The sequence below is a fragment of the Lachnospira pectinoschiza genome, from assembly GCF_900103815.1.
In the GTDB taxonomy this organism is placed as follows: Bacteria; Bacillota; Clostridia; order Lachnospirales; family Lachnospiraceae; genus Lachnospira; species Lachnospira pectinoschiza_B.
In genome coordinates this window covers 88,912-113,491 of sequence record NZ_FNHZ01000004.1, presented here as the reverse complement: position 1 = coordinate 113,491, position 24,580 = coordinate 88,912, and the positions used below count along the sequence as shown (strand labels likewise).

Here is a 24,580-nt window from a genome sequence, read left to right as displayed (position 1 = left end):
AGAAGTTATGGCTAAGGTTTATGTTATGACCCATAAAAAATTTAATCCACCAGAGAATAAGGATTATGTTCCTATTCATGTGGGCAGGGAGAAAAGTGAAGATTTAGGCTATATTGGCGATGACACAGGGGATAATATTTCTGGTCTTAATTTTTTATACGGCGAATTGTCGGGGGTTTATTGGCTCTGGAAAAACCTGGATTCTAATGAAAATATAGGAATTTGTCACTACAGACGCTACTTTATTGATGACAATAAGAAAATCATAGACCCGGCGGTTTTTGATGAAGAATTGAAAGAATACGACATGATTGTCTCTTATGAGAATAAGCTTTCTAATATGAATTTTAGAGAGGCCTTTGCAAGGGCTAATAATGTGGAGATTCTTGATGAAATGGGGAATTACATCAAGGAAAATTTCCCAGAGGATTACATTGCCTTTAGAGAGGTTATGAAGTCTAAAAGCTCTTATATTGGCAATTTAATGGTTTGTAAAAAAGAGACCTTTGATGACTATTGTAATTGGGCCTTTGCCATTCTTTTTGGCATGTCAAATCGCATTGATTACACTAAGTTTACAGATCTTTACCACCTTAGAATCTTTGGCTTTTTAGGGGAAGCCTTGCTAAATATATACATTTTCAAAAATAATCTAAAGGTTAAGTCCCACAGAGTTTTAATTACGGATGAGAAGGCAGAAACTAGGGAGCTTAGACTTGCAGTTAGCCAGCTAATTAAGCTACACCAAATTGAGGAGGCCAAGGAGCTCTTCTATAAGGTGCTTGAAACTAGGCCGGACCTTAATTTAAAGGATTCTGATTTGACTAATAGCATGACAATTATTGCAAGCATTCTTGATGTCCTTAATGCGGAGAAAAATATTGCCATGAAGGGAGCTCTTGATTATAGTGATGACCTGAATGTGCTTATTGAGCATTTTAAAAAGGTGGAGGAAATCCTTGAGGAGTCTCTTGGCATCGGGGATGACGATGGCTTAATGGGCTTAAAGACCATGAAGAAAAACGCCTATTATGAGGGTTTTAAGGGCTACTTTGAAAAGACTCATACTAGCGCCTTTGTGGTGGAGGCAATTTGTCAAAAAAGTAAGCGTCTTAAGCGCTGGACGAATGACTTTATTAGAATTCATCTTGAACTTATGGAAGAGGGAAAAATATAGCTTTTGAAAGTGGGGAGAATATGAAAATTCTGCTTTTTAAATGGAATGCTTTTATGCAGTCTGAAGTGGAGGAAACTTTTAAAGAATTAAATTACGATTATGAGGCCTTTTATTATCTTCCAAAGGATTGGAATGAGGATGAAAGGCTTTTTGAGATTACAAGGGAGAAGCTGCTTAAAGGAAACTTTAGTCATGTTTTTTCAATAAATTATTCCTCTATTATTGCCGAGGCCATTAAAAGCCTAAATAAGGATATTCTCTATATAAACTGGAATCACAGCGTGCCCTTTGAAACTAGGAATTTAGAGGGGCTAAATTACGACTTCAACCGCAGCTTCATCTTTGATAGGGCCTATACTAACAGGCTTTTAGAGGCAGGTTATAAAAATGTATATCACCTGCCACTTGCAACAAAGATTAGGGATGTTGCCTTTAAAAATCCAGTCTATACATATGATATATCCTTTGTAGGCTCTATGTATGTGTCAGAATATAAGGACTTTAGTAGACCCTTAAGTCAAAATTTAAGAGGTTATCTTGATGGCCTTGTGGAATTTCAGTGCCAGTTAAATGGTGGAAATATCTTTAATGACTGCATAAATAATGAACTTTTGGAAAAGATAAATGGGGAGATTAGTAAGGAGCAAATCTACTACCTACTTAGCAGGGAGGCCACAAAGAGGCAGCGTCTTCTTGCCTTAATGCTTTTAGAGTCTAGGTTTAAAACTGCCCTTTTTTCAAAGGATGAGATGCAAGAATTAAAGAATACTTACATGGGTGGTTATATAGACTATAGTACTAAAATGCCGGAAATCTTTAGGAATTCTAAGATCAATCTAAATGTTAGTCTTAGCTGTATTGAGACGGGAATCCCTTTAAGAGTTCTTGATATTATTGCCTGTGGCGGTTTGGTGCTTTCTAATTTCCAACCAGAAATTTATGAATATTTTAGACCAGATGAAGATATTATCTGCTTTAATAATAGCGAAGAACTTCTAGCTAAAGCGAGCTTCCTCATTAAAGAAGATAGCGTAAGAGAAAAGGTCATTGAAAATGGCCTTGAGATTATAAAGAAAGCCTTTAACTATAAAGATAGGGTGGAGGCTATGTTTGGGATGAACTAAGGATTTGTAGGCAGCCCTAAGAAAGGATGCTTTTACAAATCCCTATTATAAATCTTGGAAAATTAAATTTAGAATCTTTTCGTAGCTGTGGTTTTCCTTTACCTTTTCATAGGCAGAGAGCGCCATAGCTTCTCTTTTGTCGTCGTGTTCTAGGTAGTAGTTACATTTTCTTAATAAATCCTCTTTAGAATCATAGAGGCATAAATCCTCGCCGTCTATAAAGTGCCTTAAAAAATCTTCCTGATAATTAGACATCAAAAAGCCCTTAGAAGCTAGGATATCCATGCATCGAAGAGGGATTCCTGACCTTATACTTCTAAGGCTGATATTAAGATTTATCTTTGTCTGCCTAAAAATGTGTGGCATATGGTCGTAATAGTCCACAGGTCCGAAAGTGTGCACATTTTCAAGAAAATCCACAGGATTATGGGTATAGAGACTTACCTTGTATTTCTTAGCAAGACTCCTATCAAGGGCTTGTAAAATATGGGTGCGTTCCTTGTTTGCTAGCTTCCTGCACAAAAAATAATTGGCATAGACATAGCTTACAGTTTCCACTCCGTCCTTGTTTTGTTGAACTTCCATCTTATCTAGCATTTCTTCTAGAATTGGTCCTGTAATTAAGTCTTCTAAAAAGAAGCTGCCATAAACTTTTTCCTGAGCATCCATAATGGCCTCAAGATAGCCCCTAGTGTAGTCATTAATCCCAGCCTTTACTAGGCGGTCGTAGAGGTTGTGCTTCTCGTTATACATAGAGCCAATAAAGGAAATGTCGGCGCTATAGTTTGGATGAGTGATATTAGTTGTGGACTCGGAAGTCTTATCATAAGGGCTTCCAAGCTGCTTATCAAGCCTATGTACATTTACAGGAAGGGGCATGTATTTAATTGTTTTTATACCCTGGTCTGCAAAGCGGAAGTAATCGGCACTATCAAAGGTGTAGATGTGATTACAAGGGTTGATTATGGTATATGAAAATGTATTTATCTGGGGACTGTCATAAATCAGGCACACATAAGGCAGATTTATTAAATTGCAGCAATTAGAAATTAGAGGAGAGTAATTAAAGCTAAAGGCGCAGTCGTAGTGGCTTTTCTCGCACTCTGTAAGGAAACGAGTCTTAAAGCCTTCATCTACCCTGTCTCTTATGGCTGGGTCTGATATGAGTTTGTAGCTGTGGCCCATTCTTTTTAGGGCTTCCTTTAAATCTTCAATTCCAAAACTCTTATGATCTAAAATCAGTATATTCATGCTATCCCCTAATCTTTGTTGCTTAATTATTTCTTGGCTTTTAGCCTTTTTAATCTAGTCTCTAAAGGCTTGGTCAATAATTTGTAAAAGTCTTGTGGTTACATTGTGATATTTTTTAACAGTTTCATGTCCGTTTTTTGCAATTTCTATTCTTTCTTCGTCGTGCTCTAAATAGTAGCCGCAAAGCTCTACTAAGTGGTCTAGGTCCTCGTAGACTACAAGGTCTTTTCCATTTTCAAAAACTTGTAAAAGCTCCGTTTGATAGTTACTAATAAGAAAACCACCGCTTCCTAAAATGTCAAAGACTCTTAGTGGAATGCCGGTTTTAATGGCTTTTGAGGTGAAGTTTAGATTAATCTTTGACTGATTAAAAATTATTGGCATCTCCTCTAGGCTACCGGCGTTTCCTCTATATCTCACATTTCTAAAGTCCTTTAGGGAGCTTTGGGTGTAGAAATCTAATTTATATTTTTGCCCTAGCATATTTAAGGCTAGTTTTCTTTCTTTTTCTGCCACGCGGTAACTAAGGTGCGCCTGTGTAACTAGGGCTTTCTTGTCTTCTCTGGCGTCTGGTGGGAAACGATAAAGATGGTCTACATTTTCAATAAAATAATCACAAAATTCTTCGCTTGCCGCCTCGTCTAGGAAATTAAGCCCATAGACGTTTAGCTGGGCGTCAATTAGGGCGTCGTGATAGCCCTTATAATAGTCGCTAAATTTGGCGGTACTATAAGGGTTTTTCTCTTCGTAACTTGAACCAATAAAGGAAATGTCTGCCCTAAACTTCTCCTTTTGCGCTTCACTGACACCCTCAAGATAGCTATCTAGACGGTCTGTGTTAGCGTAAAGGGGAGTGTGATAAATGTGGCCTGGATTCTCATTTTCAAAGTCCTTATATAGGCTTAAATCAAAGAGAAAGACTCTGTTAAAGGAGTTGGATAGGGATTTTGAAAATAGCTCTAGCACGGGACTATCCACAATCAGGCTAATGTAGCGCAGCTTTAGAATCTGGCACAAATCCGATAGCCAAGGGAAGAAGTTTATGGTAAAGACAAAGCTAAAACCTCCTGGCAAGAGGACTTTTGATACCTGTTCTACGCACTGGGCAGGCAGTAGATTTTTATTGGTTACTTCAATATTAATTTCTTCGACTTCAAAGCCTAGGTTTTTGAAGCCGTGAATGATATCTGGCTCGCAGATACTTCCATATCTGTAAAATAATATTTTCATAAGCTTTTCTCTCTTTATTTGGTCACGATAATTTCTTTAAATATTATAACAAAAGCGTAAGAATATGTAAATCTCCTTAAAGACTGCCCTATTTTTTTGTTCTAGCTTTAAAACAATAATGGAAAAATGGGGGTGGTTGTGATATTATTTTTAATGTAATTATGATTGCAAAATAAGGGGAATTTGCTATGAATAAAGATTGTTTTATTTATAATTTTTTAGAGGAAGCGGCGGCTAAATGGCCTGAAAAGCGAGCTATAATTTATGATACTTTTGAGGTGAGCTACAAGCAGCTTTTTGATGATGTGGTTAGAAAGGCTATTCATATGCAGCGTTTCCAGGGTCAGAGAGTGGCAATTTATGGCCCATCTTCATATAGATGGATTGTTAATATGTTAGGTACTGTGGTTTCTGGTAAGGATGTGGTTTTGGTAGATTTTTTCTTGCCTGCACAGGTAAGAAAGGGCTTGCTTGCTAAGGCTAGTGTGGAGTTTATTCTTACTTCAACTAATCAGTACATTTTGGCAGATAAGGATGCCAGAATTATTAAGAATGCAGAGAAGGACAGCGTTGAAGGTCTTAAGCTTGATTTAAAGCAGGGAGAGGGTAACATTTTAATGTTTACTGCAACTGGTGGTGAGTACGACAAGGCTGCGGTACTTACATCAGAAAACCTTGTGGCAGCAGCGAATGCAGTTAATAGTAAGTTAACATGTGACACTAAGGATGTAGTTCTTACTCCTATTTCAATGCATAGAATCTTTGCAGTGCTTTATGGACTTATGTGGCCTTTAGCAAATGGCGCTTGTGTTGCTGTTGGCAGGGGCTTAAGACATATTGATGCGGATACATATTATTACAATGCAACGGTTTTACCTATTACACCGGCTATGGCTAGATATCTTACAAGGGTTAATGGCTATAATAAGGAGTTAAAGAAGATTATCGTTGGCGAGGCTAAGTGTCCTAAGAAGTATCTTGAAAGCATGATGGCTCGTGGGGTTGAGGCCTACACAGTCTATGGTGCTCTTGAAACTTCTGGTTGTATTGGTATCGGCAGGGCTGACGAGGACGGTTTTGAGCTTTATGATGGTGTAAATGCAACAATTGCCGAGGATGGAGAAATCTTAATTGGCGGTGACATGATTATGGCGGGTTACGAGACTGACCCTGAGTATACTTCAAAGGCCTTAGATGGCGGGGTTTACCACACTAAGGACTATGGTGAGTTTACAGCGGATGGTCGTCTTCGTCTTAATAAGACTAATCCTGATCTTATCCAGCTTGCAACAGGCGAGAAGATTAGTAAGAGGGTTACATGCAAGCAGTTATCTGAGTTAAATGGCATTGCAGATACTTGCGTAGTTAAGTATGCAGACCTTTTAACGGCAATTATTGTTCCTGTTGATAAGTCGGATAGCGAGGTTAAGTTTAGACATCTTATTGATAAGTACAATGCTAAGAAGGGTTACAGATGGGAGATCCAGAAGATTATTGTTAGCCAGGAGGCTCTTCCTACTAAGGAAAATGGAGAGCATGACGAGGCTAAGATTATTGATAAGTATTTGGCTTGTAACTAGTAAAAAATTAAATTTGTGATTTAGGCAGGTGGCTTTGGCTACCTGCTATTTTTATGGAATTTAGGCGGGGGTGACTACATTTTCATAAAATTTAAAAGAAATTCTAGAAAGGGTTAAGTTTTGAAACTTTGCTCCGATATATATTACAGATGTGCTGTAGGGCTGGCGTCGACTAGTTTAGTTACGCGTGTACCATAGAATGTGATTTGACGAAATTGCATTTAGCGTACGGACGCCAGCTATATACAAAGCACAGGGCTAATTAACTAATTAGCATCGAAACTTTAACTTAACGGAACAATGAAATTTAAGGGGGACAAGGATCACAAGCTCTCAAGTCCCATCCTTGCTCCGGTGTAGGTACAAACCGGTTGCACATCTCAGTGGTTATGCCAGATTTATATCTGGCATCCTACCTACAGTATCATGTGGAGAAACGCCTGTAGGTATACAAGTAAGGAGGTTTACTTATGAGTAATTATGAAATGGAACAGATTGAAGCACTACAGGCTGCTAGCCCATATTGCGAGAAGTTAATTACAGCTATTGGCCGCATTATTAAGGAGTATTCTGGTGACAAGTTACCTGATACAGATGAGTATATGCACCACATCCTTAAGGGTCTTTACTGGATTTTTAGCATTTATGGTTCTACACAGGATATGATTAATCCTAACGGCGAGGTTATTGATCAGGACGAGGTTAACTCTTATGTTCTTGAGCTTAACAAGGCTAATAAGGAAGAAGATGATGAGGCTAGAGTAGAGGCTTTCACTGGTATTTTAAAGTTTGTAGAGGACTTTAAAAGAGAAGCTGATTTAAAGATTTCAGCTGCTTAAAGGAAAAGAAAAAAGTTTATTATAAAAAGCGCTTATAACATCGGCTATAAGCGCTTTTACATTTGATGTGCTATAGAGCTGGCGAGTCGAATCCTTAACGGTTATACTCGCCGCTACGTATAACCGTTAAACATCATGCCTGTGTAGGCAGAGAGGTTATACGGGTCAGTAGTTGTTCTTTGTGGATTTTTATAAGCCACTATTTTATTGTTTACGTAGTTCATTGGATCTAGGGAAATGTCTTCGGCCTTCTTTTGGATATCACTCTTAAAGGAATCGAGGCTATTAAAAACGTCTTTCAAATCGCCTTCTTGAGCCTTTTTAACAATTTCCTCCTTGTCTACGCGTATTAAACCTTGGTCATCTACTGAAAGACCGCTTTGACCTAGCTGTTCTTTATAGGAACTTGCTATGGCCTGTATCTCTTTACGTAGCTTCTCGTTGCCACCAAATTGATTATTGGTTTCATCCGTAGCTACAGAAATCAAGTTGTTGTAGCCGGATACCAGCTCCTCGATGCTTTCTGCAATGGAATCTGCATCAGCGAGAAGACTTATAGTAGCCGGCACCTGCGTGACGGTCTTAAGGTTTAGTATAAATGATTTGTCATAGGTTATGTCATTATTAGGACTTGCTCTTTGACTGCCATTTATAGTATATGAGGCATTAGATGGGAATTGGGAAATTCGATCTAAGCCTAGGGTTCTTACTAGATTTTCGTTTTTTGTAGCATTTTCCATACTAGTAGCTGTATCTATATTGAAGTTATCTTCCGTGTCGGTGTTTGCTACTATATTAAAGGTAATTGGCTTTATGCCTTTAAAACCGGTGGCGTTGGATTCAATGGTTAGGGCGGTGTTTCCTAAACTATCCTCTAAAACCATGGAACTTAAGCCGATGTTTGATTTATTAATAAGCCTAGATACATTTTCCTGAACATCAATGGTTGCTTCATTATCATAGATGCTAAACTGGAATTCGTAGGTGATGTTATTAATATTTAAATCAAATGAATAATCCCCGGGGGCAAACAAATTGGACTTTGGCTGCAAATAATTACCTATATTAACCTGATTCTGGGCAATCTTATCTACAGACACAGTCAAATCTTCTATATTTAATTTCGAATCACCAATAAATACAGCATCTACGGCTTCTGGATTTGAGGAAACGGCTGTCTTTTTATAGTTCATTCCTGTTCCGTCAGCGTTTGATAGCTCGTTGGCGATATTATTCAATTCTCTTGCATTCTCTTTTAAGTCGATGGCATACTTCACCGCATCGTCTGAGGTGTCAGTCTTATAGGTTGGAGACTGGCTGTTATGCTTTACAACTTTATTATATGTAGTTTTTAGCTGGTTTTTCGTATGGGAGTCGTATTTAGAGTTAGCCTTATGCCCATACTGAGATAAATAGTAATCGTATACGCTACTGATCATAACAGTCACCTCCTTGTCTGTATAATCAATAAAGAAAGTAATAGGAATCCTTTCCCTACTTCTAAAATGTATTAAATTCGCTTGCTTTAGTAAAATAGTCACGTCCTAGTAGTAAAATTTTACACTATACTACCCTTTATCATAATTTTATAGTACCATAGTCCTATAAAAATGTAAAGTTATTTTTTTAGAATAGATAATAAAAATTTATCAAAAGAATATTTTTTAATTTTGTTGTTGACTATTGTCTTTTGTCTATGCTATATTAGAACGGCTATGGAAGAGGTCTTTTTTTTATGCCCTGAATTTAATAACCCTAAGATTTAGGCATGGAATTAAGCAACCAATTGGTGTTATAAACACCTACAAAATTAAGTAAATTGGAGGTGGAAGTTGTGCGTATTAAGATAACATTGGCATGTACAGAGTGTAAACAGCGTAACTACAACACAACTAAGGATAAGAAGACACATCCTGACAGAATGGAAACAAAGAAATACTGCAAGTTCTGTAAGTCACACACATTACACAAGGAAACAAAGTAATCTAAAACAGTGAGGTGCAATTATGAGCGAAGCTAAGAAAAAAAAGCAGAAGAAGAGCTGGTTTAAAGGATTAAAGGCAGAGTTTTCTAAGATTGTTTGGCCAGATCGTCAGACTCTTACAAGAGAGACAGTTTCAGTTCTATTTGTATCCGTATTATTAGGTGTAATTATTGCAGTAGTGGATTTAGCAGTCCGCTTTGGTATTGAATTCATCGTAAAATAATAAGGAAAAGGTGATAGAATGGACGAAGCAAAATGGTATGTTGTACATACTTATTCAGGATATGAGAATAAGGTTAAAGTCAACATAGAAAAAACAGTTGAAAACAGAAATCTTCAGGACCAGATTCTAGAAGTGCTCGTTCCTCTCGAGACTGTAGTCGAAGTTAAGGACGGCTCTAAGAAGACTGCTCAAAAGAAGATGCTTCCTGGATATGTCCTTATCAAAATGGTTATGAATGATGACAGTTGGTATGTCGTTCGTAACACAAGAGGCGTTACAGGATTTGTTGGACCTGGATCAAAACCAGTTCCACTTACTCCAAGTGAAATCAAGTCACTAGGTATCAACCTTCCAACTGGCGAATTAAAGCCAGCTGTTCAGTTTGACGGCAAGGTTGGAGATAAGGTAATGATTCTTTCTGGTGCTTGGGAAGATACAATTGGAGAGATTACTAGCATCAACGAAGGTAAGCAGGTGCTTACAATTAACGTTGAGATGTTCGGTCGTGAAACACCGGTCGAAATTGATTTCACAGACGTGAAATTAATGTAACAATTAAGGTCTACATGGGTAGACAGCCTATTTCGGGCGTGGGAGACCGCAGAATATAAGATGTTTCATAGTACTTATATTCTTAAGTTAAAGATTATAGCGGTCGCCAATTACCACATTATTTTTAGGAGGTGCCACTATGGCAAAGAAAGTAACAGGTTATATTAAATTACAGATCCCTGCAGGCAAGGCAACACCAGCACCACCAGTTGGTCCAGCACTTGGTCAGCACGGAGTTAATATCGTAGAATTTACTAAGCAGTTCAACGCAAAGACAGCAGATCAGGGCGATTTAATCATCCCTGTAGTAATTACTGTTTATGCTGATAGAAGCTTTAGTTTTATTACAAAGACACCACCAGCAGCAGTTCTTCTTAAGAAGGCTTGCAACATTAAGTCAGGTTCAGGCGTACCTAACAAGACTAAGGTTGCTACAATTAAGAGATCTGAAGTTCAGAAGATCGCAGAGCTTAAGATGCCAGATTTAAATGCTGCATCAATTGAAGCAGCTACTTCAATGATCGAAGGAACAGCTAAGAGTATGGGTATTGTTGTAGAGGACTAATTAGTCTTTAGTTAACAAACTTACACAAGCTATTTAGAAACAGCTCTTTATCACTTTATGTGAATTGCAGGAGCAAAATACAACATATATCACATACCGATATATGTGGGAGGAAAGTTAATCCTTCCGTTATTACCACTAGGAGGTTTATATAATGAAAAGAGGAAAGAAATATGTAGAAGCAGCCAAGAATATTGACCGCGCTACATTATATGATGCAACAGAAGCAGTTTCATTAGTTAAGAAGACTGCAGTTGCTAAGTTTGATGAGACAATCGAAGCACATATCAGAACAGGTTGTGACGGACGTCACGCTGAGCAGCAGATCAGAGGTGCTGTTGTTCTTCCACACGGAACAGGTAAGACTGTAAAGGTTTTAGTATTCGCTAAGGGTGCAAAGGCTGATGAAGCTTTAGCAGCAGGCGCTGATTTCGTAGGAGCTGAGGAATTAGTTCCAAAGATCCAGAACGATGGTTGGTTTGATTTTGACGTAGTTGTTGCTACACCTGATATGATGGGTGTTGTTGGTCGTCTCGGTAGAGTACTTGGTCCTAAGGGCTTAATGCCAAACCCTAAGGCTGGTACAGTTACTATGGACGTAACAAAGGCTGTTAATGATATCAAGGCTGGTAAGATTGAGTACCGTCTTGATAAGACAAATATCATTCACGTGCCAATTGGTAAGGCTTCTTTCACAGAAGAGCAGTTATCAGACAACTTCCAGGCTATTATGGATGCAATCGTTAAGGCTAAGCCAGCAACACTTAAGGGTCAGTATTTAAGAAGTGTAGTTTTAACTTCTACAATGGGTCCTGGTGTTAAGGTTTCAACAGCTAAGTATGTTGGTTAATTTTTAACGCTTGACAACCTATATATTTTGATAGTATACTATCACACGTTGGTAATTAACTTATTGTTAATTAACATATATTATTGCCCTAAGACAGTGAGTCCGTAAGGTTAAAGGTTAAACGCTCGCCGAGGAAAGAAATTAAGATTATTATGTAATTTCAAGTCCTTCTGTCTTAATGGCAGAAGGGCTTTTTTCTTTACTTTCATGAGGCAATTCCCCGTTATATAACGGAAAGAATCTAAATAGGAGGTAAAATTTAATGGCAAAGGTAGAACTTAAAGCACCTATCGTAGACGAAATTAAGGCTAACTTAGATGGCGCTTGTGGCGTTGTTTTAGTTAACTACCAGGGTTTAACTGTTGCTGAAGATACAGAACTTCGTAAGCAGTTAAGAGAAGCTGGTGTAGTTTACAAGGTATATAAGAATACTTTAGTTAAGAGAGCAATCGCTGGTACAGAATTCGAAGAATTCACAAGCTTACTTGATGGTACTAACGCTATTGCAATCTCTAAGGAGGATGCTACAGCTCCAGCAAGAGTTTTAGCAAAGTTCGCTGAAAAGGCTGAAGCACTTGAATTAAAGGCTGCAGTTGTTGAAGGAACATTTTATGATAAGGATGGCGTTAAGGTTATCGCAAGCATCCCATCAAGAGACGAACTTCTCAGCAAGTTCCTTGGATCTATTCAGTCACCTATTACAAACTTTACTCGTGTTATTAAGCAGATTGCTGAACAGAACGAGAATGGTGCAGCTTAATAAGTTGTTGAATAGTGAGCAAGCATTAGTTTGCAATTATTAGATACGTGAGTTGGTAGCAAGTCTACTAACAACTATCAGAGATATTTATAAATCGTGGCATTGACCACAACTATAAGAAAAGGAGATTTAGTGATTATGACAACACAGGAAATTATTGAAGTAATCAAGGGTTTATCAGTTTTAGAATTAAATGATTTAGTTAAGGCATGTGAAGAAGAGTTCGGCGTATCTGCAGCAGCAGGCGTTGTAGTTGCAGCAGCAGGTGCTGGCGCAGCAGCAGAAGAAAAGACAGAATTCGACGTTGAGTTAACAGCTGGTTCAGGCGTTGGCGTTATCAAGGTTGTTCGTGAAGTAACAGGTCTTGGCTTAAAGGAAGCTAAGGATATGGTTACAGCAGCTCCTAAGGTAATCAAGGAAGGCGCTTCTAAGGAAGAAGCTGAAGAAATCAAGAAGAAGCTTGAAGATGCAGGTGCTACAGTTACATTAAAGTAATTTCACTTGAACATTCTAGTTGAAACTATGATATAATTATTAAGAGCCCAACGATGAGCTAGCTCTCGATTGGGCTCTTTTATTTTGACTAGTAATTAAATAAAAAACGGAGGTCCTGCTTGATATGAAATCTGTAGATTATTATAATGATTTACCATATAAGGTTAGAATCATTCCGAACAAAACAAAGGACACATTTACTGTGGCTTACCCAGAACTTCCAGAGGTGGTAAGCGAAGGAAAGACTATTGAAGAAGCCCTTAACAAAGCAAAAAAGGCTAAGTATGAGTGGCTTTCATTAGCAGTTAAAAACGGAACAAAAATTGTGGAGCCAGATTAATGGCAAAACAAGTTATAATACATTTTCTAAAAAGTACTGCAGTTATTGCGAATCTAATTTAGCAGGGTAACGTAATGCAGTACTTATTCTATAAAAATAATTCTTAAAAAATCCCTATGTTGATATTGACTAACTTGACTTATTGTGATAATATGGACAATGCACTATTGTGGTATTTGTGTCTATTTGACACTATCAATTGATGATAAACCACATTTGCGAAATAAACACAAGGGGTGAAACGTCAATGGAAAAGAACAGATTACGCCCGGTAATGTCAGGCAAATCAATGCGCATGAGTTTTTCTAGAACTAAGGAAGTTCTTGAAATGCCTAACCTTATTGAGGTCCAGAAGGATTCTTATCAGTGGTTCTTGCGCGAAGGCTTAAAAGAGGTCTTTGATGACATATCTCCAATTGCAGACTACAACGGTAGATTGAGTCTCGAATTTGTAGATTATGAATTGTGCGAGGATGAAGTAAAGTATTCCATCGAAGAGTGTAAAGAAAGAGATGCAACATATGCAGCTCCACTTAAAGTCAAAGTCAGACTTCACAATAAAGAAAGTGAAGAAATTAGTGAACATGAAATTTTCATGGGTGATCTTCCTTTAATGACTAGAACAGGAACTTTTGTAATTAATGGTGCTGAGCGAGTTATCGTAAGCCAGTTAGTACGTTCACCTGGAATATATTATGACATTCAGAAGGATAAGTACGGTAAGATTTTCCTTTATAGCGCTCAGGTTATTCCTAATAGAGGTGCATGGTTAGAGTATGAAACAGATGCTAACGATGTATTCTATGTTAAGGTTGACCGTAATAAGAAGGTACCTATTACAGTTCTTATTAGAGCAATGGGTGTTAACACTAACGCCGAAATTATAGATATTTTTGGTGAGGAACCAAAGCTTCTTGCTACTATGGAGAAGGATTCTTCTTCTAATTATCAGGAAGGTATTCTTGAATTATATAAGAAATTAAGACCAGGAGAACCATTATCAGTAGAAAGTGCTGAATCGCTTATTCATGGTATGTTCTTCGACCCTAGAAGATACGATCTTGCTAGAGTTGGTAGATATAAATTTAATAAGAAGTTATCTTTCAGAAGCAGACTTAATGGTCAGGTTTTAGCTGAAGATGTTCTTGATCTTAATGGTAATGTTATCGCTAAGGCTGGTGAGACAGTTACTAGAGAATTAGCTCAGGAAATTCAGGATGCTGCCGTTGCTTCTGTATTTGTCAGCGTTGAAATTAAGAGCTTTGATGGCTCTGTTTCTAATAGAACAGTTAAGGTTTTATCAAACCGTGCTGTAGATATCCGCAAGTGGGTAGATATTTCAGATGAAGAAGCTAAGGAATTAGGCGTTACTGAAGCTGTATATTATCCAGTACTTGAGCAGATTTTATCAGAGAATTCTGATATTGAAGATATTAAGGATGCAATTGAGAAGAATATTGCTGACTTAGTTCCTAAGCATATTACAGTAGAAGATATTTTTGCTTCTATTAATTATAACATGCACTTAGAGTACGGTGTTGGTACAAAGGATGATATTGATCACCTTGGTAACAGACGTATTAGAGCTGTAGGTGAATTATTACAGAACCAGTTTAGAATTGGTATCTCTAGAATGGAAAGAGTTGTTCGTGAAAGAATGTCAACTCAGGACCTTTCTGGTATTTCACCACAGTCATTAATTAATATTAAGCCTGTAACAGCTGCTATTAAGGAATTCTTTGGTAGTTCACAGTTGTCACAGTTCATGGATCAGAATAACCCATTAAGTGAGATTACTCATAAGAGACGTCTTTCTGCCTTAGGTCCTGGTGGTCTTTCAAGAGATCGTGCAGGTTTCGAGGTTCGAGACGTACACTATACTCACTATGGTAGAATGTGTCCTATCGAGACACCTGAAGGTCCTAACATCGGTCTTATTAACTCATTAGCTTCTTATGCTAGAATTAACGATTATGGTTTCGTTGAGGCTCCATATCGTATCGTTGATAAGTCTGATCCTAAGAATCCTAGAGTAACTAATGAAGTTAGATACTTCACAGCTGATGAAGAAGATGATTTCCATGTTGCTCAGGCTAATGCTGAAATCGACGAAGATGGTTACTTCGTTCGTAATACAGTTTCTGGTAGATTTAGAGAAGAAACTTCTCAGTTTGCTAAGGAACAGATTGATTTAATGGATGTATCTCCTAAGATGGTCTTCTCAGTTGCTACATCTATGATTCCATTCCTTCAGAATGATGACTGTACTCGTGCCTTAATGGGTTCTAACATGCAGCGTCAGGCAGTACCTCTTCTTATGACAGAAGCACCAGTTATTGGTACAGGTATTGAGAACAAGACTGCAGTTGACTCAGGTGTTTGTGTAGTTGCTGAAGAAGATGGTGTTGTATTATTATCTGAATCTAACAGAATCGTTGTTAGAGAATTAGATGGTAATGTAAGAGAATACAAGTTAACAAAGTATTCAAGATCTAACCAGTCTAACTGTTACAACCAGAGACCTATCGTATTTAAGAACGATGAGGTTAAGAAGGGTGATGTAATCGCTGATGGTCCTTCAACATCTAATGGTGAAATTGCCTTAGGTAAGAACCCTCTTATCGGTTTCATGACTTGGGAAGGTTATAACTACGAGGATGCTGTACTTCTTAGTGAGCGTCTTGTTAGAGATGATGTTTATACATCAATTCATATTGAAGAATATGAAACAGAAGCTAGAGATACTAAGCTTGGACCAGAAGAAATCACAAGAGATTTACCTTCAACTGCTGCAGAAGCTGTTAAGGATCTTGATGAGAATGGTATCATTCGTATTGGTGCTGAGGTTCGTGCTGGTGATATCTTAGTTGGTAAGGTTACACCTAAGGGTGAAACAGAACTTACTGCTGAAGAGAGATTACTTAGAGCTATCTTTGGTGAGAAGGCTAGAGAAGTTAGAGATACTTCACTTAAGGTACCTCATGGTGCATACGGAATTATCGTGGGCGTTAAGGTATTTACAAGAGAGAACGGTGATGAATTAGCTCCTGGAGTTAACAAGTCAGTTCGTATCTACATCGCTCAGAAGAGAAAGATTGGCGTTGGTGATAAGATGGCCGGTCGTCATGGTAACAAGGGTGTTGTTTCAAGAGTTCTTCCTGTTGAAGATATGCCATATCTTCCAAATGGTCGTCCTCTTGATATCGTACTTAACCCATTAGGTGTACCTTCACGTATGAATATCGGACAGGTCCTTGAAATTCATTTAAGTTTAGCTGCTAAGGTTTTAGGCTTTAACATTTCTACACCTGTATTTGACGGTGCTGATGAAAATGATATTACTGAAACATTACAGCTTGCTAATGACTATGCTAATACTCCATTCGATGCTAAGGAATTAAAGGAATGGAAAGAAGATGCTGAAAAGCAGGGTGAGGAATTACCTAGCGATTTAGTAACATTTGAAGATAAATATAAGGATGTTCTTACAGAGGAAGTATTTGACTACCTTTCAAAGAACAGAGATCATAGAGCTGAGTGGAGAGGTGTTCCAATCGGTAGCGATGGTAAGGTAAGACTCCGTGATGGTAGAACTGGTGAATATTTCGATAGCCCAGTTACAATCGGTTTCATGCACTACTTAAAGTTACACCACTTAGTAGATGATAAGATTCATGCTCGTTCAACAGGTCCTTACTCACTTGTAACTCAGCAGCCACTTGGTGGTAAGGCTCAGTTCGGTGGACAGAGATTTGGTGAAATGGAAGTTTGGGCTCTTGAAGCTTATGGTGCTGCATATACACTTCAGGAAATCTTAACAGTTAAGTCTGATGATGTTGTTGGACGTGTTAAGACATACGAAGCTATTATTAAGGGTGAGAATATTCCTGAACCAGGTATCCCTGAATCATTCAAGGTATTACTTAAGGAATTACAGTCACTTGCACTTGATGTAAGAGTTCTTGATGCAGATAATAACGAAGTTAAGCTCCTTGAGAGTTCTGAATACGAAGTTACTGACTTTAAGAAGGTCTTAGATGATGGTAACTACAGAAGAAACTCTAGAGAACAGGAAGCTGAATATGCTAAGGCTGGTTCAACTATTCAAGAAATAGGTGAAGATGGTTTTGAAGATGCTACTGATGTAGACGATAGCTTTGATGACAATAGTTTTGATGAAGCTGATGATTACGGTGACGGTAGCGAAGAATAAAGAGAAGGGAGCACTATAATGGCAGAGAATTTAAAGAGCAATAAGTCTTTAAAATTTGACAAGATTCAGATTAAGCTTGCATCTCCTGAAACAATTAAGGAATGGGCTCGTCGTAGTGATGGTTACTACGGTGAGGTAACTAAACCTGAAACTATCAATTACAGAACACTTAAGCCTGAAAGAGATGGTTTATTCTGTGAGAAAATATTTGGACCTAGTAAGGACTGGGAATGCCACTGCGGTAAGTATAAGAAGATCAAAGATAAGGGTATTATCTGCGATAAGTGTGGCGTTGAAGTTACTAAGGCATCTGTACGTAGAGATCGTATGGGTTACATTCACTTAGCAGCTCCTGTATCACATATCTGGTACTTTAAGGGTATTCCAAGTAGAATGGATCTTATCCTTGATATCGGTCCTAAGAACTTAGAGAAGGTGCTTTATTTTGCATCTTACATTGTAATTGACCCAGGTGAAACAGACATTCCATTTAAGAAGATTTTATCTGAGACAGAATATAGAGAATTATATGATCAGTATGGCAATACTTTCAGAGTAGGTATGGGTGCTGAAGCTATCCTTGAACTTCTTTCAATGGTTAACCTTGAAGAAGAAGCTGAAAAGCTTAAGGAAGAGTTAGCAACTACAACTTCTCAGAAGGCTGCTAGACTTATCAAGAGAATTGAGGTTTTTGAAGCATTTATTAGTGCTGGTCAGAAGCCTGAATGGATGATCTTAACAGAGATTCCAGTAATCCCACCAGATTTAAGACCTATGGTTCAGTTAGATGGTGGTAGATTTGCTACTTCAGATCTTAATGATCTTTATAGAAGAATTATCAACAGAAATAACCGTCTTGCTCGTTTATTAGAGCTTGGCGCTCCTGAAATTATCGTTCGTAACGAAAAGAGAATGCTTCAGGAAGCTGTTGATGCACTTATTGATAACGGTCGTCGTAATGGTCGTCCTGTAACAGGTCCTGGTAACAGAGCTCTTAAGTCATTATCAGACTTATTAAAGGGTAAGCAGGGTCGTTTCAGACAGAACTTACTTGGTAAGCGTGTCGATTACTCTGGACGTTCAGTTATCGTTGTTGGACCAGAACTTAAGATTTATCAGTGTGGTCTTCCAAAGGAAATGGCTATCGAATTATTTAAGCCATTCGTTATGAGAGAATTAGTAAGACGTGGTCTTGCTGACAATATTAAGAAAGCTAAGAAGAGTGTAGAACATCTTGAAACAGAAGTATGGGATGTATTAGAGGATGTTATTAAAGAGCATCCAGTAATGCTTAACCGTGCTCCTACACTTCATAGACTTGGTATTCAGGCATTCGAACCTATCCTTGTAGAAGGTAAGGCTATTAAGTTACATCCACTTGTTTGTACAGCCTTCAATGCCGATTTCGATGGTGATCAGATGGCTGTCCATCTTCCATTAACTGTTGAAGCTCAGGCTGAGTGTAGATTTATGTTACTCTCACCTAACAACTTACTTAAGCCTTCAGATGGTGGTCCAGTTGCCGTTCCTTCACAGGATATGGTACTTGGTATTTACTACTTAACACAGGAAAGACCTGGTGCTAAGGGTGAAGGTAAGTTCTTTAAGAGCACTAACGAAGCTATCTTAGCTTATGAGAATGGTGTAATTACACTTCATTCAAAGATTTTAGTTCATGTAACTAAGAAGGATGCTAACGGAAACGAAGTATCTGGTAACGTTGAAACTACACTTGGTAGATTATTATTCAACGAAATCCTTCCTCAGGATTTAGGCTATGTTGATAGATCTAAGGAAGAAAATTTCCTTCTTCCTGAAGTTGATTTCCATGTAGGTAAGAAGCAGCTTAAGGACATCTTACAGCATGTTATTAATACACATGGTACTACAACAACAGCAGAGGTATTAGATGATATTAAGGCAATGGGTTATAAGTATTCTACTAGAGCGGCTATGACAGTTTCTATTTCAGAAATGACAGTGCCACCTATTAAGAAGCAGCTTATTGCTGAAGCTGAAGCTAAGGTTGAACAGATTACAAGAAACTACAACCGTGGTCGTTCAACTGATGAAGAAAGACATAAGAATGTAATTAGAGTATGGCAGGAAACTGATGATCAGTTAAAGGATGCCCTTCTTGAAGGTCTTGATAAGTATAACAACATCTTCATGATGGCCGATTCTGGTGCCAGAGGTTCTAACCAGCAGATTAAGCAGTTAGCTGGTATGCGTGGTTTGATGGCCGATACATCAGGTAACACTATCGAACTTCCTATCAAGTCTAACTTCCGTGAGGGTCTTGATGTACTTGAGTATTTCATTTCTGCCCATGGTGCTCGTAAGGGTCTTTCTGATACTGCCTTAAGAACAGCCGATTCAGGTTACTTAACAAGACGTCTTGTTGATGTATCTCAGGATCTTATTATTAGAGAGACTGATTGTTCAGAAGGTAAGGCAATTCCTGGTATGTATGTTTACTCATTTGTTAATGAGAGATCATCACATTCAGGTTCTAAGGAAGATATCCTTGAGCCATTACAGGAGAGAATTACAGGTAGATACTTAGCAGAAGATATCGTAGATCCAGAAACTGGAGATATCATTGTTAAGGCTAACCACCTTGTAACTCCAAAGAGAGCTGAAGCTATTTGTAAGACAGGCGTTAAGCAGGTTAAGATTAGAACAATCCTTACTTGCCGTTCACATATCGGTGTTTGTGCTAAGTGTTATGGTGCAAACCTTGCAACAGGTCAGACAGTACAGGTTGGTGAAGCAGTTGGTATTATTGCTGCTCAGTCAATCGGTGAACCTGGTACACAGCTTACTATGAGAACATTCCATACTGGTGGTGTTGCCGGTGATAACATTACACAGGGTCTTCCTAGAGTAGAAGAACTTTTCGAAGCTAGAAAACCTAAGATGTTAGCCGTTCTTGCTGAATTTGGTGGTACAGTAAGTATCAACAAGACAGAAAAGAAGGAAGAGATTATCATCACAGATGATGAAGGTAACTCTAAAGCATATCCATTATCAAAGGATACTAGACGTAAGGTTGAAGAAGGTCAGGTTGTTAAGAAGGGTGAAGAAATCACAGAAGGTTCTGAAAACCCACACGATATCGTAAGAATCTTAGGCGTTAGAGCAGTTCAGGATTATATCCTTAGAGAAGTTCAGAGCGTTTATAGAATTCAGGGTGTTGATATCAACGATAAGCATATCGAACTTATTGTTCGTCAGATGCTTAAGAAGATTGTTATCGATGAGCCAGGTGATTCAGAATTCTTACCAGGTTCTACAGTAGAAACTATAGAATTTACAGAAACTAACGAACAGTTAGAGGCTGAAGGTAAGAGAACTGCAACAGGTACACCTATTATCTTAGGTATTACTAAGGCTTCACTTGCAACTAACTCATTCCTTTCAGCTGCTTCATTCCAGGAAACTACAAAGGTTCTTACAGATGCAGCTATTAATGGTAAGGTTGATCCACTTATCGGTCTTAAGGAAAATGTTATTATTGGTAAGTTAATCCCAGCTGGTACAGGTATGAAGAGATATCAGAATGTACAGCTTGATACAGGTCTTGATTATGAAGAGCCTGTTGAGGAAATTGCAGTTTCAGAGGATGCTGATGCAACAGAAGAAATTGCAGTAACTGAAGAGTAATAAATATTTGAAATAAATAAAAATAAAGGCATTTTGGAAAATCTAAAATGCCTTTATTTTTCTGTTGAAACAAGTTAGTTATCTACTATACAAATTAAGAGTATGTGGATAATGTACAAGTTATGATAAATATTTGTGGAAAAATTGTTAGCTAAACTAAATATATTCACTTGACATATATAGTGGAAAATAATATAATTTTAGGGCGTGCCAAATAGGTATGCCCTATTTTGTTGCGCGACATTCTTAGTGAATTACTAAGATGCAACCAAAATTTATTCTAATTCCGGGAGGTGAAATACGAATGCCTACATTTAACCAGTTAGTAAGACAGGGAAGAAAGTCAGCTACTAAGAAGTCTACAGCTCCAGCTCTTCAGAAGGGATATAACTCACTTCAGAAGAAGGCTACAGACATTTCAGCACCACAGAAGAGAGGTGTGTGTACAGCAGTTAAGACAGCTACACCTAAGAAGCCTAACTCAGCTCTTAGAAAGATCGCCAGAGTACGTCTTTCTAATGGTATCGAAGTAACATCTTACATTCCAGGTGAAGGTCACAACCTTCAGGAACACTCAGTTGTTCTTATCAGAGGTGGAAGAGTTAAGGATTTACCAGGTACAAGATACCATATCATCAGAGGTACACTTGATACAGCAGGTGTAGCTAAGAGAAGACAGGCTCGTTCTAAGTACGGTGCTAAGAGACCTAAGGACGCTAAGTAATTAAGTCTTTTAAGACCTACCGAGCTATCGGTAAATATTAACGATTTACATAAGTAGATTAAGTAACAGCACTTATGTGCAATGAATAGTCGAAAGACATTTAACGAACATAAATTTATTATTGTGCCGGAGTTAGATTAATCCACGGTTGCAGATTAAGATAGACGGCGCGTACACGAATTTTTGTGAGTACCTATGAATTAATTATTATTAAGGAGGGAAGAACCGTGCCACGTAAAGGACATACTGTAAAAAGAGATGTATTAGCAGATCCTATTTACAATAACAAGGTGGTTACTAAGCTTATCAACAACGTTATGCTTGATGGTAAGAGAGGCGTAGCCCAGAAGATTGTATACGGAGCATTTGAAAAGGTAGCAGCTAAGAGCGATAAGCCAGCTTTAGAGGTTTTCGAAGAGGCTATGAACAATATCATGCCAGTTCTTGAAGTTAAAGCTAGACGTATCGGTGGTGCTACATATCAGGTACCAATCGAAGTTAAGCCTGAAAGAAGACAGGCATTAGCACTTCGTTGGATCACAACTTTCTCTAGAGCTAGAGGCGAGAAGACTATGGAAGAAAGACTCGCTAACGAGATTCTCGATGCAGCTAACAACACAGGTGCATCTGTAAAGAGAAAAGAAGATATGCACAAGATGGCAGAAGCAAACAAGGCTTTTGCTCATTACAGATTTTAATTAAAACGGAGGGATATAAGCAATGGCAGGAAGACAATATCCACTTGATAGAACAAGAAATATTGGTATCATGGCTCATATCGATGCCGGTAAAACTACTCTTACAGAGCGTATCTTATACTACACAGGTGTAAACTATAAGATCGGTGAAACTTATGAAGGTACTGCTACAATGGACTGGATGGAGCAGGAGCAGGAAAGAGGTATCACAATTACTTCAGCTGCTACAACTTGCCACTGGACATTACAGGAGCAGGCTAAGCCTAAGAAGGGTGCTTTAGAGCACAGAGTAAATATCATTGATACTCCTGGTCACGTTGACTTCACAGTAGAAGTTGAAAGATCATTAAGAGTACTTGATGGTGCTATCGGTGTATTCGATGCAAAGGGTGGTGTTGAACCACAGTCAGAAAATGTATGGCGTCAGGCTGATACATATGGAGTTCCAAGAATGGCATTCGTTAATAAGATGGATATTCTTGGTGCTAATTTCCCTAACACAGTTAAGGAAATTGGAACAAAGTTAGGCAAGAATGCTGTAGTTATCCAGTTACCTATCGGTAAGGAAGACTACTTCAAGGGTATTATTGACCTTTTCGAAATGAAGGCCTACATTTACAATGATCAGAAGGGTGAAGATATCTCAATCGTAGATATCCCTGATGATATGAAGGACGAGGCAGAAATCGCTCATACAGAATTAGTTGAGAAGATTGCTGAATTAGATGATGATCTTATGGAGAAGTATCTCGAAGGTGAAGAATTAACTATCGACGAGATGAAGAAGGTTCTTCGTAAGGGTACTATTGAAGGTACAGCTATCCCAGTTTGCTGTGGTTCAGCTCACCAGAATAAGGGTATCCAGAAGCTTCTTGATGCTGTTATCGAATTCATGCCAGCTCCTACAGATGTACCTGATATTAAGGGTACTGATATGGAAGGTAACGAAATCACAGTTAAGTCTTCTGATGAAGAGCCTTTCGCAGCATTAGCATTCAAGATTATGACTGATCCATTCGTTGGTAAGTTAGCTTTCTTTAGAGTTTATGCAGGTACATTAAACTCAGGTTCTTACGTACTTAACGCTACTAAGGACAAGAAGGAAAGAGTTGGTCGTATCCTTCAGATGCATGCTAACAAGAGAGAAGAAATCGATAAGGTTTACGCAGGTGATATTGCAGCTGCTGTAGGTCTTAAGGTTACTTCAACTGGTGATACAATTTGTGATGACCAGCATCCAGTTATCTTAGAGTCAATGGAATTCCCAGAGCCAGTTATCGAGCTTGCTATCGAGCCTAAGACTAAGGACGCTCAGGGTAAGATGGGTGAAGCTTTAGCTAAGCTTGCTGAAGAAGATCCTACATTCCGTGCTCATACAGATCAGGAAACAGGCCAGACAATTATCGCTGGTATGGGTGAATTACACCTTGAAATCATCGTTGATAGACTTCTCCGTGAATTTAAGGTAGAAGCTAACGTAGGTGCTCCTCAGGTTGCTTATAAGGAATGCTTTACTAAGGCAGTTGATGTTGATAGTAAGTATGCTAAGCAGTCAGGTGGTCGTGGTCAGTACGGTCACTGTAAGGTTAAGTTTGAACCTATGGATGCTAACGGTGATGAATTATTCAAGTTCGAATCAGCAGTAGTTGGTGGTGCTATCCCTAAGGAATACATCCCAGCTGTTGGTGAAGGTATTGAAGAAGCTGCTCAGGCTGGTATCCTTGCTGGATTCCCAGTTCTTGGTGTTAAGGCTACTGTTTACGATGGTTCTTACCATGAAGTCGATTCTTCAGAAATGGCATTCCACATCGCTGGTTCTATGGCTTTCAAGGAAGCTATGGCTAAGGCAGCTCCTGCTATCTTAGAGCCAATCATGAAGGTTGAAGTTACAATGCCTGAGGAATACATGGGTGATGTAATTGGTGATTTAAATTCACGTCGTGGACAGATCGAAGGTATGGAAGATATTGGTAATGGTAAGCTTGTAAAGGCTTATGTACCACTTTCAGAAATGTTTGGTTATTCAACAGATCTTCGTTCTTCAACACAGGGTCGTGGTAACTACTCAATGTTCTTTGAGAAGTATCAGCAGGCTCCAAAGTCAATTCAGGATAAGGTTATTGCAGCTCACGCAAAGTAATATAAGTTTCCTGTAACATTAGTTAATAAAAACCTAAGGTTTTATTATATAGTGTATAACTACAAGATGAAGGCTTGCCTTCATCTTGTAATAAAGATATTTGACAATAATCACAATAAATTATTGTTGAAAAAATTTCAGAAATGAAATATAATATATATCAGCTATG

General features: G+C 38.3%; 20 protein-coding genes and 1 other annotated feature. Of the genes, 17 read left to right on the top strand and 3 right to left on the bottom strand.

Annotated features, from left to right (window positions below):
- Positions 1 to 7: 7 nt before the first annotated feature.
- Positions 8 to 1,177 carry a DUF4422 domain-containing protein gene (locus tag BLQ66_RS07580; protein ID WP_074521640.1) on the top strand — a complete coding sequence of 390 codons (1,170 nt, stop codon included), beginning with the start codon at positions 8 to 10 and terminating at the stop codon, positions 1,175 to 1,177.
- A gap of 20 nt (positions 1,178 to 1,197) precedes the next feature.
- Positions 1,198 to 2,301: a glycosyltransferase family protein gene (locus tag BLQ66_RS07575; protein ID WP_074521639.1), complete on the top strand. Its 1,104-nt coding sequence runs from the start codon at positions 1,198 to 1,200 to the stop codon at positions 2,299 to 2,301.
- 45 nt (positions 2,302 to 2,346) lie between these two features.
- Here BLQ66_RS07575 and BLQ66_RS07570 read toward each other — a convergent pair whose 3' ends face one another.
- Positions 2,347 to 3,552, bottom strand: coding sequence for a glycosyltransferase family protein (locus BLQ66_RS07570; RefSeq protein ID WP_074521638.1), 1,206 nt, complete (start codon positions 3,550 to 3,552; stop codon positions 2,347 to 2,349).
- Positions 3,553 to 3,606: 54 nt separating this feature from the next.
- Entirely contained in the window at positions 3,607 to 4,782 is a 1,176-nt protein-coding gene (locus BLQ66_RS07565) for a CgeB family protein (RefSeq protein WP_074521637.1), read from the bottom strand.
- Between the two features lie 188 nt (positions 4,783 to 4,970).
- On the opposite strand from BLQ66_RS07565, the gene BLQ66_RS07560 reads away from it, so the two are divergent.
- Together BLQ66_RS07560 and BLQ66_RS07555 are read left to right on the top strand one after the other, a co-directional pair.
- Entirely contained in the window at positions 4,971 to 6,362 is a 1,392-nt protein-coding gene (locus BLQ66_RS07560; RefSeq protein WP_074521636.1) for a class I adenylate-forming enzyme family protein, read from the top strand.
- A 470-nt stretch (positions 6,363 to 6,832) separates the two neighbouring features.
- Complete coding sequence (locus BLQ66_RS07555; RefSeq protein ID WP_027430875.1) at positions 6,833 to 7,201, top strand: hypothetical protein; 369 nt, start codon at positions 6,833 to 6,835, stop codon at positions 7,199 to 7,201.
- 113 nt (positions 7,202 to 7,314) lie between these two features.
- Here the strand turns inward: BLQ66_RS07555 and fliD are convergent, their stop codons facing one another.
- Positions 7,315 to 8,640, bottom strand: a complete 1,326-nt coding sequence (gene fliD / locus BLQ66_RS07550; protein ID WP_074521635.1) for a flagellar filament capping protein FliD — start codon at positions 8,638 to 8,640, stop codon at positions 7,315 to 7,317.
- A gap of 395 nt (positions 8,641 to 9,035) precedes the next feature.
- Between fliD and rpmG the strand changes: the two genes are divergently transcribed.
- The 13 genes from rpmG to fusA all read left to right on the top strand — a co-directional run bounded on the left by rpmG (position 9,036) and on the right by fusA (position 24,411).
- Entirely contained in the window at positions 9,036 to 9,185 is a 150-nt protein-coding gene (gene rpmG, locus BLQ66_RS07545) for a 50S ribosomal protein L33 (RefSeq protein ID WP_027430873.1), read from the top strand.
- A gap of 22 nt (positions 9,186 to 9,207) precedes the next feature.
- Entirely contained in the window at positions 9,208 to 9,408 is a 201-nt protein-coding gene (secE, locus tag BLQ66_RS07540) for a preprotein translocase subunit SecE (protein ID WP_074521634.1), read from the top strand.
- A gap of 18 nt (positions 9,409 to 9,426) precedes the next feature.
- Entirely contained in the window at positions 9,427 to 9,960 is a 534-nt protein-coding gene (gene nusG / locus BLQ66_RS07535) for a transcription termination/antitermination protein NusG (RefSeq protein WP_027430871.1), read from the top strand.
- Positions 9,961 to 10,099: 139 nt separating this feature from the next.
- The gene (gene rplK / locus BLQ66_RS07530) at positions 10,100 to 10,525 is read left to right on the top strand and encodes a 50S ribosomal protein L11 (RefSeq protein WP_027430870.1); all 426 of its coding nucleotides are present in this window, start codon (positions 10,100 to 10,102) and stop codon (positions 10,523 to 10,525) included.
- Between the two features lie 154 nt (positions 10,526 to 10,679).
- Positions 10,680 to 11,375, top strand: a complete 696-nt coding sequence (rplA, locus tag BLQ66_RS07525; RefSeq protein WP_034209983.1) for a 50S ribosomal protein L1 — start codon at positions 10,680 to 10,682, stop codon at positions 11,373 to 11,375.
- A gap of 69 nt (positions 11,376 to 11,444) precedes the next feature.
- Positions 11,445 to 11,581: a sequence feature (ribosomal protein L10 leader region), on the top strand.
- Between the two features lie 56 nt (positions 11,582 to 11,637).
- Complete coding sequence (gene rplJ, locus BLQ66_RS07520; RefSeq protein WP_074521633.1) at positions 11,638 to 12,135, top strand: 50S ribosomal protein L10; 498 nt, start codon at positions 11,638 to 11,640, stop codon at positions 12,133 to 12,135.
- Between the two features lie 138 nt (positions 12,136 to 12,273).
- On the top strand, positions 12,274 to 12,630 hold the full coding sequence (gene rplL, locus BLQ66_RS07515) for a 50S ribosomal protein L7/L12 (protein ID WP_027430867.1): 357 nt from the start codon (positions 12,274 to 12,276) through the stop codon (positions 12,628 to 12,630).
- Positions 12,631 to 12,754: 124 nt separating this feature from the next.
- Complete coding sequence (locus BLQ66_RS07510; RefSeq protein WP_074521632.1) at positions 12,755 to 12,970, top strand: type II toxin-antitoxin system HicB family antitoxin; 216 nt, start codon at positions 12,755 to 12,757, stop codon at positions 12,968 to 12,970.
- A 247-nt stretch (positions 12,971 to 13,217) separates the two neighbouring features.
- Positions 13,218 to 17,183 (top strand): DNA-directed RNA polymerase subunit beta, encoded by a 3,966-nt coding sequence (rpoB, locus tag BLQ66_RS07505; protein WP_074521631.1) that lies wholly within the window; start codon positions 13,218 to 13,220, stop codon positions 17,181 to 17,183.
- A gap of 18 nt (positions 17,184 to 17,201) precedes the next feature.
- Positions 17,202 to 20,849 (top strand): DNA-directed RNA polymerase subunit beta', encoded by a 3,648-nt coding sequence (rpoC, locus tag BLQ66_RS07500; RefSeq protein WP_074521630.1) that lies wholly within the window; start codon positions 17,202 to 17,204, stop codon positions 20,847 to 20,849.
- A 304-nt stretch (positions 20,850 to 21,153) separates the two neighbouring features.
- Positions 21,154 to 21,573, top strand: a complete 420-nt coding sequence (gene rpsL, locus BLQ66_RS07495) for a 30S ribosomal protein S12 (RefSeq protein ID WP_074521629.1) — start codon at positions 21,154 to 21,156, stop codon at positions 21,571 to 21,573.
- 227 nt (positions 21,574 to 21,800) lie between these two features.
- Positions 21,801 to 22,271 (top strand): 30S ribosomal protein S7, encoded by a 471-nt coding sequence (rpsG, locus tag BLQ66_RS07490; protein ID WP_027430863.1) that lies wholly within the window; start codon positions 21,801 to 21,803, stop codon positions 22,269 to 22,271.
- A 22-nt stretch (positions 22,272 to 22,293) separates the two neighbouring features.
- Complete coding sequence (fusA, locus tag BLQ66_RS07485; protein ID WP_074521628.1) at positions 22,294 to 24,411, top strand: elongation factor G; 2,118 nt, start codon at positions 22,294 to 22,296, stop codon at positions 24,409 to 24,411.
- The last annotated feature ends 169 nt before the right edge of the window (positions 24,412 to 24,580 follow it).